The following is a 15,695-nucleotide window of genomic DNA, read 5'->3' on the forward strand; positions in this document are numbered from 1 at the left end:
CTTTGTAGCATGAGTGCACCGACAAACAAAACTAAGCAATTACTCACCGTAAGCCTTAAAATTGCTGTAGTTTCTTTGGCAATCGGTTTTACGATTTACAAACTGCAAAACAACAACTTTTCCGAAATTCAGGAATTCGCGTTAGATTATTTTGCAAAACTGAGTCCGTTTCTTATCGTTTTTTTGGTGTACCTGTCTTTTCAAAACCGTTTTTTGGAAATTGTGAAATGGCAAAATTTGGGTGCAACTGTAAAACCACTTTCCATACATAAATCGGCCGAAGAAGTTTTCGCAGCCTTTACTTTAGGAAGTTTCACACCAAACGGTTTGGGCGAATACGCGGGAAAAGCCTTGTTTTATCAAAAGCAAGAGCGTTTAAAAATTGTTGCACTTAATTTGGTTTGCAACGGCGTTCAAATGTTTTACAGCGTATTTTTTGGCTTACTGGCTTTTGCCTTTTTGGGATTAGTTACAGTTTTACAGTTAATCGCGATTCTCGCTGCAGCAGTACTTTTGGTTTTTGTCTTGCAAAAAGTTAACAGGCGTTTCAAATCAAAAGTGCACGATTTTTTCAAAGCCGGCTTTTCGGTTTCTGCGCAGGTACATCAGCGAAATTTCTTTTATGGATTGTTGCGGTACGCCACGTTTACCTCGCAATATGTGCTTTTTTTGCACGTCGGAAATCCGCAAGCCAGCGTGATCGCTCTTTATGCAGCTGTTGCCGCAACGTACTTATTAGCATCGTCGTTGCCTGCTTTTCAATTATTCGATTTTGCAGTGAAAACAGGTGTTGCTTTGCTGTTTTTTAGTGAATTGGGAATCGATCCGCAACTGATATTGCTCATTACTTTGCTCATGTGGTTGCTCAATGTGGTGGTTCCTTTACTGATCGGAGCTTTTTACGTTTTACGTTTCAAACCTCTCGACACATGATTGCAGCAATTTTAATCAGTTATGTTGCCGTTATGTTTGTTTTTCTGCGAAAGCGGGTAAGAAAGTACGAACAATCAAATGCTGAGCAAGTACTTCCGCTGAGTGTTTTAATTCCGTTTCGAGGTTCGGTTTCTGAACTGAGCGGTTTGTTAAACGACCTCAACAACCAAGATTATCCATTAGAGAACGTGGAGGTTTTGATTATAAACGACAGTGAGCAGCCGCTACATCTAGCAACCAAGTCATTTCGTTTTTCTTTGCAAATAATCGATTCGCTTGCGCGGAAGGGTAAGAAAGCAGCCATCGATTTGGGAGTTTCGACAGCCAAAAACGAACATATTTTGTCTCTGGATGCCGATGTTCGTTTAAAAGCCACACACCTAAGCGGATTTTCACAGGCGTTTGCTGCCGAAAATGATTTAGTCGTTGGCGTGCTTCATTACAACGAACTGCCCAAAAATTTTTCTAACTATTTTGAATATTACGAGTATTACGGCATGCAGGCCGTTACGCAAGCGTCGGTTTTGTTCGGAAACAGTTTGCTGTGTAGCGGTGCTGATCTTGGATTTACGAAAGCAACGTACGTAAAAACTCGTGCCATACGAACCGATTTCGAACTGGAAAGTGGCGACGATATGTTTCTGCTTCAAGCGGCAAAGAAATTGAAACTAAAAATAGGCTTGGCGTCGGGGCAGAGCAGCTCGGCTTTGTTGAACTATCAAACCAATTTACAGGCGGTTTTGGCGCAGCGCATTCGGTGGGGTGCTAAGTCGGTGGTGTATAAAGATGTAAGCGTGATTGCTTTTACGCTTCTCGTTGCCGCTGCGGTGTGGTCGCAAGTTTGGGTGCTAGGCAGGCTGCTTTTGGGAGCCATAAATGGTTTAGAGCTGTTTTTACTTTTTGCGAAGATTACAATCGATTTTTTACTGGTTTGCAAACATGCATCGGTTGTTGGGCAGCGACCAGCTTTTCGCGTTGATGTGGTGTTGGCGTATCCGTTTATAACGGCTTACCTCAGTGTACGTGCGCTGGTTGGAAAAACAACTTGGAAAAATCGATCGATAAATAGATAAACTGGTTTTAATTCCCGTTGATTTTTACAGGAACAACAAACGACGATGTAACCGGAACGCCTCGTTTTAGTGCAGGTGTGATCGGAGGGAAGTCGACCAAACGCGCTTGCAATACCGAATCGATTACGGCTTGTTGCATTTCGGGAATGCTGTCGCGGTGCGCTACTTCAAATTTTAATTCGGCTTTGTTGGTGATGGTAATTTTTAGTTTGAGTGTATCCGAATTTGAAGCCGAGAGTTGCAGCGTATCGGCACTCAATTTTTGTTGAATGAGTGTGGTAATGAAATCGAAAAAGCATTGCTGCCGCTCGAATTTTTCGGACAGTGCTTCACAATCGGCAACGGTTGGATATTCGTCGACTTGACGCCAATTTACCTGTTTTAATTCTTGTTCCAATAATTCGGTTTCCGACGGAACTTTTCTGGGCCAATCGGTGCAGCTTAGGAACAGGGAACTTGCGAGTACGAGAAGCAGCGACTTTTTCACGGCTTTGTTTTTCGAGAGTTCACGTAATCTTGGTACGATTTGGCCAGCCATTCTTGTTTCGATTTTTCGGCAGTTTCGCGTTCCGATTTGTACAATTTGCCCAAACGTTCGGAGTATGCCGCAATTTTACAAGTAAAGGTATAGTATTCTTCCTTGGTTAGCAGCGGATCTTTTCCGGTACGTTCAACAAAACTAAAAAACAGTTCGTCGAAATCTTTGTGTGTGTATGCCAGCACTTCTTTCTTGTATTTTTGATACAATCGCTCTTTAATGGCCGCATCTTCGTCGGTTGCTTGTGAAAAGCACAAAGTTGTCATCAACAAGAAAAATAGCAGTGCGAACTTATTCCATTTCATAGTAACTTCGTTTAACTTCGGTGGTTTCAAAAGTACAAATTTAACAGTGATGGATATTTTTTTGGTTATCGCGGGTTTTGTCTGTTGTTTGGCGGGAATTGTTGGCAGCGTTTTGCCGGCTTTACCGGGCGTAAGTGTTAGTTGGATTGGCTTGTTGTTGCTGCATTTTACGAGTAAATCGCCCGACAATTATTATTTGCTCACAACAACGTTGGTGCTTACGCTACTCATTTCTTTTTTGGATTACTACTTGCCGAGTCGCGGAACGAAAGCGGCGGGCGGAAGTCGTTATGCGGTTTACGGAACCAACGTTGGTTTGCTCGTGGGAATTCTCTTTCCGATTCCGCTGGGATTTCTAATCGGGCCGTTTTTAGGCGCTTTTCTTGGCGAATTTATCTTTGCCAAAGCACCGATTTCAATAGCAATTAAAGCAGCTTTTGGCAGTTTTATCGCATTAATGGGATCGATGGTAATCAAGGTGCTTTGTTCGATTTTGTTTTTGGTGATTTTCGTTTGGAAGTTTTACCAATACGACTTGATACGCTTGTTTCTTTAGGTGCCAAAATCAAAAAAGCCCTCCAAATTAATGGAAAGCTTTTCATTGGTCTAACTACTAAACCTTCCGCCTCTCAGCGGAAAACAACACAACTATCTTTGATATCTTGGGCAAAAAAGCCTTTCTTGACTGAAAGGCTTCTTTACTTTTTGCGGTCTGGACGGGACTCGAACCCGCGACCTCCGCCGTGACAGGGCGGCATTCTAACCAACTGAACTACCAAACCATCGCATAATTGCGGTTGCAAATATACAAGCTTGTTCGTAATTCGCAAGCGTTTTTCGAAAAAAACTCGAATTAACCGAACTTTTGTTTTTCCACTAAATACGTGGTTAAAATTTGCTCGAAGCTATCTGCAACATTTACAGGAACATATCTGATTTTATTTTGCGCAGCCGAGCTTGCCAATTCTTTAAACTTTTTTTCGACTTTGGTCTTATATTCGGTTCGGAACTGCTCTGCAAACAGATTTATCTCGTCGCCAGATTCCAAATCAATGAATTTTCTAGGCGTAGTATCGAAGTCAAAATCGATTTCCGTTTGCTTATCGAACACATGAAAAACGATTACGCGGTGTTTATTGTGACGTAAATGTTGCAACGCGGTAATCAATTTTTCGTCGGTTGAGAGTTGAAACAAATCCGTGAACAAAACCACCATCGAACGGCGGTGCAATTTCTCGGCAATTTCGTGTAAGATTTTGGGTGTATTGGTTTGTTTGCGTTCGGTTGCTGAGGCGAGCGTTTCTTCGAGGATGTTCAAAATCATTCGATGGTGGCGATCGCTGCCTTTTTCCGGTGCGTAATAGTCGTATTGATCCGAAAACAAACTTAAACCAACGGCATCGCGCTGGCGTTTGAGTAGATTCATTAAAACTGCGGTCGCCAAAATTGCAAAACCAGCTTTTGATTGGTAAAACGGCTGATCGTCGCGCAGTTTTGGGTAATGCATCGACGAGGAGTTGTCGATGATAAAATGACAGCGTAAGTTGGTTTCCTCTTCGTAGCGTTTGGTGTAGAGGCGATCGGTTTTGGCAAAGAGTTTCCAATCGATATGTCGGGTCGATTCGCCTTTGTTGTACAATTTATGTTCGGCAAATTCGGACGAGAAACCGTGAAACGGACTTTTATGCATGCCGTTGATAAAGCCTTCTACAATCTGATTGGCGAGCAATTCCAGATGTTGAAAAGCGGCTATTTTTTCAAAATTTTGCTCTATTTTCATAGCTGCAAGTTACTGTTTTAAGCAAAAAAATCCCGCACAGGCGGGATTTTTGTTTGTATACAACTGTATGAATTACAAATGTGCGTCGAGCGACTCGGCGTAGGTTTGTTTTGGAGCCACACCTACTTGCTTGTTCACTACTTCGCCGTTTTTGAACGTTAAAACAGTTGGTATATTTCTAATTCCGTATTTAGCTGCGAACTCTTGGTTGGCATCAACATCAACTTTGCCTACTACAGCTTTTCCTTCGTACTCGGTTGCTAATTCTTCGATTACCGGACCTACCATACGGCATGGCCCGCACCAAGCTGCCCAGAAATCAACCAAAACAGGCTTATCTGATTTTAATACAATCTCTTCAAAAGTCGCGTCTGTAATTGCTATTGCCATAATTATATATTTTCTGTACAAAAGTACAAGGATTCAACGAAATGGATTCAAAATTTATATCGCTTTTAGCTATTTCGGTATGCCGATTACCAATCTTAGGCTATAAAAGCGTGGGCTTGTTGCTCCGAATTGTTGGTGTTTAGCGACTCGATTTTTGGATAAATTGGGTGAGACGGCTGTGCGAAAAATTACCCGTAATATTGCAATATTACCCCGAGTAAAATACTGTAAACAAAACAATTAAATGATTTAAAAAAAGGCCCAAATTTCTTAATTTTCCCAATATAAAACATAACGTATTTTCTGGAAACGATTGCTGCGGTAAGGACAGCAGCGGAAAGCTTTTGCACGGAATTTTTACAAGTGACGGCAGCGGCAATGCGACAGCACTTGCAAGCGCCTGACACTTGAAAAATTCCGGGTAAAACTTGCAGCGTATGGCCGGACGGCGGTGATGTACTTCCACCGAACGCGTACCGCCGGACCGCCCAAAAAATTATTGATACGGGGTCACCATGCTGCCTTCGAGAGGCTGACGTTCCGAACTTCTCTAGCGCACAGAAAACACCGAACCACACCGAATTTTGCTGAATACGACGCCGCTGAGGAAAACACAGAACGTGTCATTTCCCAAAAAATAATTCCTGCCTTCGACAGGCTGCCTTCGACAGGCTCAGGCACCGACGATACGTGGGTTAAGCGGGGAACATGTAACGTTAAAGGGTGAATTCATCGATCCCGATAGCTATCGGGACTAGCTTCCCGAAAAACCTACACCACCCGCACCACAAAATAATTCTTCTTCCCGCGTTGCAACAGCAGCAGGCCGTCGGTTAAGAAATCCGAGGTAGTTACTACTTTATCTAAGCCTACTTTTTCGCGGTTAATGGCAATCGAATTTTCCGTTAAGGCGCGCCGAGCTTCCGAGTTCGAAGCTAAAAATCCGGTGTGTTCGGCCAAAAGTCGGATGATTTCCACGCCGTTTTCAAAAAGTTCCCGCGGTAATTCCTTTTGCGGAACGCCTTCAAAAACTTCCAGAAACGTTTGCGCATCGAGTGATTTTAGGGCATCGGTGCTGTTTCCAAAGAGGGCTTCCGAGGCGGCAATGGCATTTTGCAGTTCGGTTTTGCCGTGTACAAAAGCGGTTACCTCTTCGGCGAGGCGTTTTTGCAGGATGCGTAAATGCGGCGCTTGTTTATGCTCGTCGATGAGAGCGGTAACGGTAGTTTGGTCAAGAAACGTGAAAATCTTGATGTATTTCTCGGCGTCATCGTCGGCGGTGTTTAGCCAAAATTGGTAGAATTTATACACCGATGTTTTATCGGCGGTGAGCCAGATGTTGCCGCCTTCCGATTTTCCGAATTTGCTGCCGTCGGCTTTGGTAATCAGCGGACACGTCATAGCAAACGCTTTGGCATCGGGTTGGTTTTCTACGTTCATGCGGCGCACGAGTTCGGTTCCGGTGGTAATATTTCCCCACTGGTCGGATCCGCCCATTTGCAGCATGCAGTTGTGGGTTTTGTGCAGGTGGTAAAAGTCGTAGCCTTGAATAAGTTGGTAGGTGAATTCGGTAAACGACATCCCATCGCCTTCGGCTTGAATGCGTTTTTTAACCGATTCTTTGGCCATCATGTAGTTCACGCTAATGCGTTTTCCCACGTCGCGCGCAAAGCTAATAAAGCTAAACTCCTTCATCCAATCGTAGTTGTTTACTAGGATGGGCGCGTTAGCACCGGTGGCGTTAAAGTCTAAAAACCGACTCAAAACAGCTTTAATACCGGCCACGTTGCGTTCGAGAGTAGTTTCGTCGAGCAGGTTCCGTTCGTCTGATTTCCCCGACGGATCGCCAATCATGCCCGTAGCACCGCCCACAAGCGCGATGGGTTTGTGACCAAAATTTTTCAAGTGCACCAACAAGATAATGGGCACCAAACTGCCAATGTGCAGCGAGTCGGAAGTAGGATCAAACCCGATATAAGCGGTAGTCGATTCTTTTACAAGTTGTTCTTCCGTTCCGGGCATAATGTTGTGCACCAAGCCGCGCCATTGCAATTCTGCTACTAAATTGTTCATCTCAAAAAATTTGCGCAAATATAAGCAACTGAGTAGGGATAATTGATACCAAGAGCGCCTGCATTTTCGCCAAACGATTACCCGCTTGCCCGCCGCACCCGCTCAACTAATTTTACGAAGCCAAACGCCTAACGAAAGTGGTTTACAGTTTTTGTTTTTGGGAAGCTATTCCCGTTTTTCGCTGTAGTCCTCAAAAAATACGGCACGTTCACACGCGTTGCAGTTGGCTTCTCGCGGCGCCACCGCAACTCGGTTCACGCAGCCGTCTTTTTCTGCGGGCTGCCGCTGCAACCGGGGCTGGGGCGAGAGGTTACTGGGGTTTGGTGGAAAAATAGTGATGGGTGGGAGGGTTTGGGGGGAGAAGTGGGTAATTTCGTAAAGTAGGATTTGTGCGAAAGTTACCTTTGCATATTTTTTTGCCAAAGAACAAGCTACATAACTTAATGAAAAATGTAACTTTGAACGACATAAAATTTATATGATTAAAGAGCAACAAATAGAGGATTTTTTAATAGCTAGATTAACAGACCTGAAATACACTCACAGGAAAGAAATCAAGGACAAAGCTTCGCTAGTGAAGAATTTTCGCGATAAGTTTCAAGCGCTTAATCGTGTGAACTTAACAGATGCTGAGTTTGAAAGATTGTATAAAGAAATAATCAATCCAGACGTTTTCGCATCTTCAAAACGATTGAGAGAAATAAACACTTTTACACGTGAAGACGGAACGCCGTTGCATTACACTTTGGTAAACATCAAAGAATGGTGTAAAAATGAATTTGAAGTAATCAATCAATTACGAATAAATACCAGCAACAGTCATCACAGATACGATGTAATTTTGCTGATAAATGGAATTCCTGTTGTTCAATTTGAACTAAAAGGTTTGGAAGTAAACCCACGAAAAGCCATGCAGCAAATAGTGGACTACAAAAGCGATACAGGAAATGGCTACACTAATTCATTACTTTGTTTCATGCAATTGTTTGTCGTGAGCAACCTCTCGAGCACCTATTATTTTACGAATAACAATGCCGCACATTTCAGTTTTAATGCAGATGAACAGTTTTTGCCGATTTATCAATTTGCCAGTGAGACCAATAAGAAGATTACTCATTTAGGCGACTTTTCAGAAAAGTTTTTGAGCAAATGCACGCTTAGCCAAATGATTAGCAAATACATGGTATTGGTCGCAAGTGAGCAAAAGCTACTTGTAATGCGACCGTATCAGATTTATGCAGTACAAGCAATTGTTAATTCTATTCAAGAACACAAAGGCAACGGTTACATTTGGCATACAACAGGAAGCGGAAAAACACTCACTTCTTTCAAAGCATCTACCTTGCTTAAAGACAATCCGAATATTGAAAAATGTCTTTTTGTGGTTGATCGCAAAGACTTGGATCGACAAACCCGCGAGGAGTTCAACAAATTTCAGGAAGGTTGCGTTGAGGAAAACACCAATACCGAGACTTTGGTAAGGCGAATGCTTTCAGAAGATTATGCCAACAAAGTCATAGTTACGACCATTCAAAAATTAGGTTTGGCATTAGATCCGACCAACAAAAACAACTATAAAGAACGCTTACAGCCATTAAGCGATAAACGCATTGTTTTCATTTTTGACGAATGCCATCGTTCACAGTTCGGAGAAAATCATAAGGCGATTAAAGCGTTTTTTCCAAATGCACAATTATTCGGATTCACTGGAACACCAATTTTTGAAGACAATGCAACTTACAAGCAAATTGACGGAACACTTGGTTCGTATGTAACAACCAAAGATATTTTCCAAAATCCACTACATAACTATACAATTACTGATGCTATTGAAGACAGAAACGTACTGCGTTTTCACATTGACTACTTCAAGCCTGAAAAGAATATAACCGTTGGAAGCACGGAACACAAAAAAGCGGTGGTACATGCAATTTTGAGAAAACATAATGCTGCAACGCATAGTAAGCGTTTCAATGCTTTATTAGCAACGGCGTCAATTAATGATGCCATTGAATACTACGAACTATTCAAACAGATTCAAGAAAACAAAGCTTCTGTGAACGAAAACTTTGTTCCTTTAAATATCGCTTGTGTTTTTTCTCCACCAGCCGAAGGAAATAAAGATGTGCAGCAATTGCAGGAAGATTTACAACAAGAGCAAGTTGATAATAAGGTTGAACCTGAAAAAAAGAAAAAAGCGCTTGAAGTCATTATGAGTGATTACAACAAACAATATGGTTCCAGCCATAAAATCACTGAGTTTGACTTGTATTACCAAGATGTTCAACAACGAATAAAATTCCATAAGTTCAGTAATGCCGATTACCCACGAAAAAACAAAATTGATTTGGTGATTGTGGTGGACATGTTGCTGACAGGCTTTGACAGCAAATACTTGAATACTTTGTATGTAGATAAGAACCTGAAATTCCACGGATTGATTCAGGCTTTTAGCCGAACCAACCGAATTTTGAATGACACCAAACCACATGGAAATATTTTAGACTTCCGCCAACAGCAAGATGAAGTGGACAGAGCAATTGCCTTGTTTAGCGGAGAAAATACGGGACGAGCCAAAGAAATTTGGTTGGTTGACCCGGCGCCGAAAGTGATTGAAAAATATGAGGAAGCCGTGAAAGCAATGGAAAAGTGGATGCAAGACAAAAATATGGTTGCAGAACCGCAAGAAGTGTACAACATCAAAGGCGATGCTGCCCGTGTGGAGTTCATCAACCGCTTTAAAGAAGTGCAACGCCTGAAAACGCAGCTTGACCAATACACGGATTTAAACGAAGAACAAAAAGCCAAAATTGACGAACTAATACCTGAGGAGCAATTGCGTTCGTTTCGCAGTTCGTACTTAGAAATTGCCAAGCAACTCAAAGAAGTTCAGCAAAAAGAAGGTGATAAAGCTCCTGAAAATATTCAGCAACTGGATTTTGAATTTGTGCTGTTTGCTTCTTCGGTGGTGGATTATGATTACATCATGAACCTAATTGCCAAATACACACAAGGTACACCGAAGAAGCTGAAACTAACCCGAGACCAACTTATTAGTGTATTGAGCAGCAGTGCTAACCTGATGGAAGAACGGGAAGATATTATTGACTACATTAAAACTCTAGAAGTTGGCAAGGCACTAAACGAACATGAAATTAAAGACGGCTATCAACAATTTAAAGAGGAAAAAATTGCTAAACGATTAGCGGAAATAGCTAAAAACAATGGTTTGGAGAATGCGGCATTGCAACAATTTACCGATGCCATCATTAGCCGAATGATTTTTGATGCCGATAAACTAAGTGAACTTTTTGAACCCTTGGATTTAGGTTGGAAAGAACGTACCAAAAGAGAACTGGCATTGATGGACGAATTGACACCTATTTTAAAAAAGAAGGCCGAAGGACGGGAAATTAGTGGATTGAAAGCCTATGATGTCTGAATTATGATTTTTAAGATTTAAGGATGATAGGATTATGAAACATGAAGCATTGACACACAAAATAATTGGTTGCGCTATGAAAGTACATACCATTTTGGGAAATGGTTTTCAGGAAGTCATTTATCAACGTGCTTTGGCTATTGAAATGCAAAAGCAGGGATTAAGCTTTAATCGTGAAATGGAAATGACCATTTACTATGAAGGACATGATATTGGTACCAGAAGAGTGGACTTTTTTGTGGAAGACAATATAATGGTAGAGCTAAAAGCATTAATAAAATTGGAAGATGTGCATTTGGCACAAGCAATGAACTACTGTCAAGCCTATAATTTACCCATAGGGTTATTAATCAACTTCGGAGCAAAAAGTTTGGAATTTAAACGGGTGTATAATGTAAATCACCCGGAAAATAAGTCAGACTTAAGATTAAAAGGATTAAAGGATGACAGGATTTCATCCGAAGAAAAAATCCTACAATCTTCCCATCCAAAAAATCTTAATTCAGACAAATGAGTAAGAACAACGAAAACAAATTGGTGCCGAAACTTCGCTTTCCTGAGTTTATAAATGAAATATGGAAAAGGAAAACTATTGATGAAACTTGTGAAGTTCTAAATAACCTACGCAAACCATTAACAAGTAATCTTCGAGAAAAGGGTGAATATCCTTATTATGGAGCAAGTGGAATCATTGACTTTGTAAAGGATTTCATTTTCAATGAAAGGTTACTTCTTATTGGTGAAGATGGTGCAAAATGGGGAGCTTATGAGAAAACTGCTTTTATAGCTGAAGGTAAGTATTGGGTAAATAATCACGCACATGTATTGAAACCAACTGGAGTTGAAGATACGCTTCTTGAAAACTATTTAGTTAAATTGGATTTAAGTCCATTTATCACAGGTGCAGCACCACCAAAACTTACACTCGGCAAACTAAAGTCTATTCCAGTTCCAATTCCTAATAGTCGGAAAGAACAACAAAAAATCGCTGATTGTCTTTCGTCCTTAGATGAAGTCATCAAAGCCGAGAGCCAAAAGCTAGACGTGCTGAAAGAACACAAAAAGAGCTTACTGCAAAACCTGTTGCCGCAAGCAGGTGAAACCGTTCCTAAGTTTCGGTTTAAGCAGTTTGAGGATAGTGGGGAGTGGCAAGAAACCACGTTAACACAAGTTGCAGATTACGAAAACGGTAAAGCCCACGAACAGGATATTGCAGACGATGGCAAATTTATAGTTGTGAATTCAAAATTCATTTCACAAGATGGCGAAGTAAAGAAATTCACTAATACCGCTTTTTTGCCTGCAACCAAAGGCGATGTATTAATGGTGTTGAGTGATATTCCAAACGGTAAAGCCATTGCAAAATGTTTTTTAGTCGAAGAAGATAATCGCTATACCGTAAATCAACGTATTTGCAGGATTACGCCACGAAATGTAAATAGCAAGATTTTATACTACTTGCTAAACAGAAATCCTTATTTCTTGGCATTCGATGATGGTGTAAAACAAACCAATCTGCGGAAAGAAGATGTTTTGAATTGTCCTTTGCTTATACCAGAAGACCCGAAAGAACAAGAAAATATTGCTGATACACTTTCCTCCGTTGATGATTTTATAAAAGGACAGATTGAAAAACTGGAAGCACTGCAACTGCATAAAAAAGGTTTATTGCAAGGGTTGTTTCCTAATGTAAATGAAGTAACAGCATGAGTAATCAAAAAATATCTATCCGTTTTTTTGATGACCGTGAAGTGCGAGCTGTTTGGGATGATGAACATGCCAAGTGGTGGTTTAGTGTATTGGATATTGTAAGTGTATTAAATGAGGAAAGCGATTATACTAAGGTTCGAAATTATTGGAAATACCTAAAAGCCAAATTAAAAAAGGAAAACAACCAGTTGGTTAGTGCCACTACCCAACTAAAACTAACAGCAACAGATGGCAAAAAATACAATACCGATACTTTAGATAGCCAGGGGGTTGTTGATTTAGCGAAACATTTTCCGAATAATAAAGCTGCTAAATTTTTAGACTGGTTTCTATACAGCGATACCAGTATTGACGGGCAAAGTAAGAAGAAAGCTTACACCTTGTTTGAAAGCAATTTGATAAATGAATTTGAAGTAGGTACTACCAGGGGCTTGCAACAAATACACGCTTATCTGTTTGGCGGCTTGTATGATTTTGCAGGGCAAATCAGAGTAAAAAGCATTTCAAAAGACGGATATCAGTTTGTGTATGCCCAGCATTTAAAGAGCACATTGCAAGAAATAGATGCCATGCCGCAAAATACACTGGAGGAAATAATTTTTAAGTATGCTGAAATGAACAAAGCACACCCCTTTTTGGAAGGCAATGGCAGAAGTACCCGGGTATGGTTGGATTTGATACTGAAAAAACAATTGAAAAAATGTGTTGACTGGAGTAAAATCAGCAAAGCGAGCTATATGAACGCCATGATTATTAGTACCGTGGATAGCTCAGTGTTATTGCAACTAATAAAAACTGCGCTTACCAAGAAAATTAACGATAGGGAAATGTTTATGAAAGGCATTGATTACTCCTATTACTACGAAGAAAATTAAACAGATGACAGAAAATAATCAAACACAATTAGGAAATACACTCTGGAAAATCGCAGATGAATTGCGTGGAGCAATGAATGCTGACCAGTTTCGCGATTACATGCTTTCATTTCTGTTTTTACGCTATCTAAGCGACAATTATGAAACAGCAGCAAAAAAGGAATTAGGAAAAGATTACCCTGTATTGCAAGACAACGACAAACGAACGCCGCTTGCTGTTTGGTATGAACAGAATAAAGCCGATGTGGCAGAGTTTGAAAAGCAGATGCGGAGAAAAGTTCATTATGTGATTGAGCCTTCTCATTTATGGAACAGTATTGCAGAATTGGCTAAAACCCAAAGCAAAGAATTGCTTCGCACTTTGCAGGAAGGTTTTAAATACATCGAAAATGAATCTTTTGAAAGCACCTTTCAAGGCTTGTTTTCTGAAATCAATTTGGATTCCGACAAACTCGGCAAGAACTACGAAGAACGAAACAAGAAACTTTGCAACATCATTCAGACCATTGCAGAAGGCATAAAAGCATTTGACAAAGGACAAAGTGTCGACTACTTGGGCGATGCTTACGAATTTCTGATTGGCAAATTTGCAGCAGGTTCAGGACAAAAGGCAGGAGAATTTTATACACCGCAAAGAATCTCAGACATTCTTTCGGGAATTGTAACACTTGACAGCCAAGACCCAAGCAAAGGCGAAAAGAAGAAGATTGAACGAGTATTGGACTTTGCTTGTGGTTCAGGTTCGTTATTGCTCAACGTCCGTAAAAGAATGACAGATGCAGGTGGAACAATCGGCAAAATATTCGGACAAGAGAAAAACATAACCACATACAACTTAGCCCGAATGAACATGCTGTTGCATGGAGTTAAAGACACGGAGTTCCAAATTCATCACGGAGACACTTTAGTGAACGATTGGGATATTTTAAACGAAATAAACCCATCCAAGAAATTAGAATTTGATGCTATTGTAGCCAATCCGCCGTTTAGCTACCGTTGGGAACCATCGGAAGAAATGGGTCAAGATTTTCGTTTCAAAAGTTATGGACTTGCACCAAAATCAGCAGCCGACTTTGCTTTTCTGTTACATGGCTTTCACTTCCTGAGTAAAGAGGGAACAATGGCAATCATATTGCCCCACGGTGTTTTATTTAGAAGTGGATCAGAAGAACGAATCAGAAGAAAACTATTAGAAGACGGAAACATTGATACGGTAATCGGACTTCCAGCAAATTTGTTTTTCTCAACAGGTATTCCTGTCTGTATTTTGGTATTAAAAAAGTGCAAAAAATTTGATGATGTTTTGTTTATCAATGCGGTTAACCACTTTGAAAAAGGGAAACGTCAGAATAACTTACTGCCTGAAAACATTGCCAAAATTGTTGAAACTTATAGAGACCGAAAGGAAGAAACTCGGTACTCCCGCAGAGTATCTATGAACGAAATCATTAAGAATGATTTCAACTTAAATATCTCACGATATGTAAGTACTTCGGAAGACGAAGCGATAATCGACTTGCACGAAGTAAACAAAAAACTTGTCGCTCTTGATGAAGATATTAAAAAAGCAAGAGAGACACATAATAAATTTTTAAAAGAGTTAGGCCTTCCGCCAATATAAAAATGGAGTTCCCAGTGAATATTATAGGTAGATTGCTAGCAAGTGTTATTAAGCGCAGACAGGAAAGTTTTCATTGATTTAAGAAAAGCCAATACGAACCTTATTACAAAGAAAGTTAGGCCGTTCTAAAACTACTGCTAACAGCTCTAATTAGATGCCTTATTGAAATACTATTGAATATTTTGGGACTTTGGAAATAATATGTCTAAACCCGTCGAATTCGACGGGTTTGGAATGCAAGTAGGGTTAAACGCTTTTACACTTTCTTCCAGAAAATAGCTTGACGCTAAAAACTCCCCCGCGCTCCCCAAACGCTCCCGACTGTGAGGTTACCTCGAAAGTACGCTGCACCAACGAGCCCAAGTGCATAATGCAGCACGCCCACAAATACGAGAACCGCTTCCGCAACGAAGCGGTTTTTTTATCTGCCAAATTTCATCGAAAAATGCACAATATATTAACATGTGTACGTATACAGACGTATACAACTAAGTGGGCTACCTAGTTTAGTATGCCGCGCTATCAGTTTACGTGGTTGTCTACCTATTAAATTACGTTTGAAACAAATAAAACATAGTCGCCGTATAAGTTTTTTGAGTCGCCGACCTACTAAACAAGGTGCGAAACCCATATAATAGCGTAGGAGACCCTCAATACAAGGTTTAAAACCTACACAACTGAGTAGCCGACTAAGTTTACTACGTACTGATACGTACAAAATTTCATTTTGAAGTGTACGTCCCCAAAATAAGTTCAGCACTTCACGTATCGTTTTGCTGCCCGAACCCATACGTACCGTCGGAGCAGCAGCTTGTTGAAGGTTTAACCGCAAAGAGCGCAAAGATTTACGCAAAGTACGCAAAGACGGATTTATTAGTATCAAGATTAGAGTATTAAGTATTAAGACTTTGCGACGTTCACCCTTTTACGTTTCATGTTCCCGGCTTAACCCACA

13 protein-coding genes and 1 tRNA gene are annotated in these 15,695 nt (G+C 40.7%); 8 read left to right on the forward strand and 6 right to left on the reverse strand.

The window, feature by feature from the left end; translation table 11 throughout:
- Positions 1-9: 9 nt before the first annotated feature.
- Both CHX27_RS14805 and CHX27_RS14810 read left to right on the forward strand, forming a co-directional pair.
- Positions 10-933, forward strand: coding sequence for a lysylphosphatidylglycerol synthase domain-containing protein (locus CHX27_RS14805; RefSeq protein WP_094487533.1), 924 nt, complete (start codon positions 10-12; stop codon positions 931-933).
- Positions 930-2,006 (forward strand): glycosyltransferase, encoded by a 1,077-nt coding sequence (locus CHX27_RS14810; protein ID WP_094487534.1) that lies wholly within the window; start codon positions 930-932, stop codon positions 2,004-2,006. Before CHX27_RS14805 ends, CHX27_RS14810 begins: the two co-directional genes overlap by 4 nt.
- Before the next feature lie 7 nt (positions 2,007-2,013).
- On the opposite strand, the gene CHX27_RS14815 is transcribed toward CHX27_RS14810, so the two are convergent.
- Both CHX27_RS14815 and CHX27_RS14820 read right to left on the reverse strand, forming a co-directional pair.
- Positions 2,014-2,493 (reverse strand): hypothetical protein, encoded by a 480-nt coding sequence (locus CHX27_RS14815; protein ID WP_243389024.1) that lies wholly within the window; start codon positions 2,491-2,493, stop codon positions 2,014-2,016.
- Positions 2,490-2,849: a hypothetical protein gene (locus CHX27_RS14820; protein WP_133063493.1), complete on the reverse strand. Its 360-nt coding sequence runs from the start codon at positions 2,847-2,849 to the stop codon at positions 2,490-2,492. The genes CHX27_RS14815 and CHX27_RS14820 overlap by 4 nt, the downstream gene beginning before the upstream one ends.
- Before the next feature lie 49 nt (positions 2,850-2,898).
- Here CHX27_RS14820 and CHX27_RS14825 point away from each other — a divergent pair, with 49 nt between their 5' ends.
- A complete protein-coding gene (locus CHX27_RS14825) occupies positions 2,899-3,405 on the forward strand; it encodes a DUF456 domain-containing protein (RefSeq protein WP_094487536.1) in 507 nt (168 codons plus the stop codon).
- A 152-nt stretch (positions 3,406-3,557) separates the two neighbouring features.
- Here the strand turns inward: CHX27_RS14825 and CHX27_RS14830 are convergent.
- The 4 genes from CHX27_RS14830 to tyrS form a co-directional block, all read right to left on the reverse strand.
- Positions 3,558-3,631: transfer RNA gene (locus CHX27_RS14830), tRNA-Asp, on the reverse strand.
- A gap of 71 nt (positions 3,632-3,702) precedes the next feature.
- Complete coding sequence (locus CHX27_RS14835) at positions 3,703-4,629, reverse strand: DUF58 domain-containing protein (RefSeq protein ID WP_094487537.1); 927 nt, start codon at positions 4,627-4,629, stop codon at positions 3,703-3,705.
- Positions 4,630-4,701: 72 nt separating this feature from the next.
- Positions 4,702-5,019: a thioredoxin gene (gene trxA / locus CHX27_RS14840; RefSeq protein ID WP_094487538.1), complete on the reverse strand. Its 318-nt coding sequence runs from the start codon at positions 5,017-5,019 to the stop codon at positions 4,702-4,704.
- A 771-nt stretch (positions 5,020-5,790) separates the two neighbouring features.
- Positions 5,791-7,092, reverse strand: a complete 1,302-nt coding sequence (tyrS, locus tag CHX27_RS14850; protein ID WP_094487540.1) for a tyrosine--tRNA ligase — start codon at positions 7,090-7,092, stop codon at positions 5,791-5,793.
- Between the two features lie 478 nt (positions 7,093-7,570).
- On the opposite strand from tyrS, the gene CHX27_RS14860 reads away from it, so the two are divergent.
- The 5 genes from CHX27_RS14860 to CHX27_RS14880 are packed head-to-tail and all read left to right on the forward strand — an operon-like array spanning position 7,571 to position 14,740.
- A complete protein-coding gene (locus tag CHX27_RS14860; RefSeq protein ID WP_094487542.1) occupies positions 7,571-10,534 on the forward strand; it encodes a type I restriction endonuclease subunit R in 2,964 nt (987 codons plus the stop codon).
- A 34-nt stretch (positions 10,535-10,568) separates the two neighbouring features.
- Entirely contained in the window at positions 10,569-11,048 is a 480-nt protein-coding gene (locus CHX27_RS14865) for a GxxExxY protein (RefSeq protein ID WP_094487543.1), read from the forward strand.
- Entirely contained in the window at positions 11,045-12,244 is a 1,200-nt protein-coding gene (locus tag CHX27_RS14870) for a restriction endonuclease subunit S (RefSeq protein WP_094487544.1), read from the forward strand. The genes CHX27_RS14865 and CHX27_RS14870 overlap by 4 nt, the downstream gene beginning before the upstream one ends.
- Positions 12,241-13,119, forward strand: coding sequence for a protein adenylyltransferase Fic (gene fic, locus CHX27_RS14875; protein WP_094487545.1), 879 nt, complete (start codon positions 12,241-12,243; stop codon positions 13,117-13,119). Before CHX27_RS14870 ends, fic begins: the two co-directional genes overlap by 4 nt.
- A gap of 4 nt (positions 13,120-13,123) precedes the next feature.
- Positions 13,124-14,740 (forward strand): type I restriction-modification system subunit M, encoded by a 1,617-nt coding sequence (locus CHX27_RS14880; RefSeq protein WP_094487546.1) that lies wholly within the window; start codon positions 13,124-13,126, stop codon positions 14,738-14,740.
- Positions 14,741-15,695: the final 955 nt, after the last annotated feature.

Origin of the sequence: Flavobacterium aurantiibacter (assembly GCF_002251775.1) — a bacterium.
In the GTDB taxonomy this organism is placed as follows: Bacteria; Bacteroidota; Bacteroidia; order Flavobacteriales; family Flavobacteriaceae; genus Flavobacterium; species Flavobacterium aurantiibacter.

What these genes read in the sequence shown, in the direction of transcription:
- CHX27_RS14805 (WP_094487533.1), top strand. Translation starts at nt 10, where the DNA reads ATGAGTGCACCGACAAACAAAACTAAGCAATTACTCACCGTAAGCCTT.
- CHX27_RS14810 (WP_094487534.1), top strand. Translation starts at nt 930, where the DNA reads ATGATTGCAGCAATTTTAATCAGTTATGTTGCCGTTATGTTTGTTTTT.
- CHX27_RS14820 (WP_133063493.1), bottom strand. Translation starts at nt 2,849, where the DNA reads ATGAAATGGAATAAGTTCGCACTGCTATTTTTCTTGTTGATGACAACT.
- CHX27_RS14825 (WP_094487536.1), top strand. Translation starts at nt 2,899, where the DNA reads ATGGATATTTTTTTGGTTATCGCGGGTTTTGTCTGTTGTTTGGCGGGA.
- CHX27_RS14835 (WP_094487537.1), bottom strand. Translation starts at nt 4,629, where the DNA reads ATGAAAATAGAGCAAAATTTTGAAAAAATAGCCGCTTTTCAACATCTG.
- trxA (WP_094487538.1), bottom strand. Translation starts at nt 5,019, where the DNA reads ATGGCAATAGCAATTACAGACGCGACTTTTGAAGAGATTGTATTAAAA.
- tyrS (WP_094487540.1), bottom strand. Translation starts at nt 7,092, where the DNA reads ATGAACAATTTAGTAGCAGAATTGCAATGGCGCGGCTTGGTGCACAAC.
- CHX27_RS14860 (WP_094487542.1), top strand. Translation starts at nt 7,571, where the DNA reads ATGATTAAAGAGCAACAAATAGAGGATTTTTTAATAGCTAGATTAACA.
- CHX27_RS14865 (WP_094487543.1), top strand. Translation starts at nt 10,569, where the DNA reads ATGAAACATGAAGCATTGACACACAAAATAATTGGTTGCGCTATGAAA.
- CHX27_RS14870 (WP_094487544.1), top strand. Translation starts at nt 11,045, where the DNA reads ATGAGTAAGAACAACGAAAACAAATTGGTGCCGAAACTTCGCTTTCCT.
- fic (WP_094487545.1), top strand. Translation starts at nt 12,241, where the DNA reads ATGAGTAATCAAAAAATATCTATCCGTTTTTTTGATGACCGTGAAGTG.
- CHX27_RS14880 (WP_094487546.1), top strand. Translation starts at nt 13,124, where the DNA reads ATGACAGAAAATAATCAAACACAATTAGGAAATACACTCTGGAAAATC.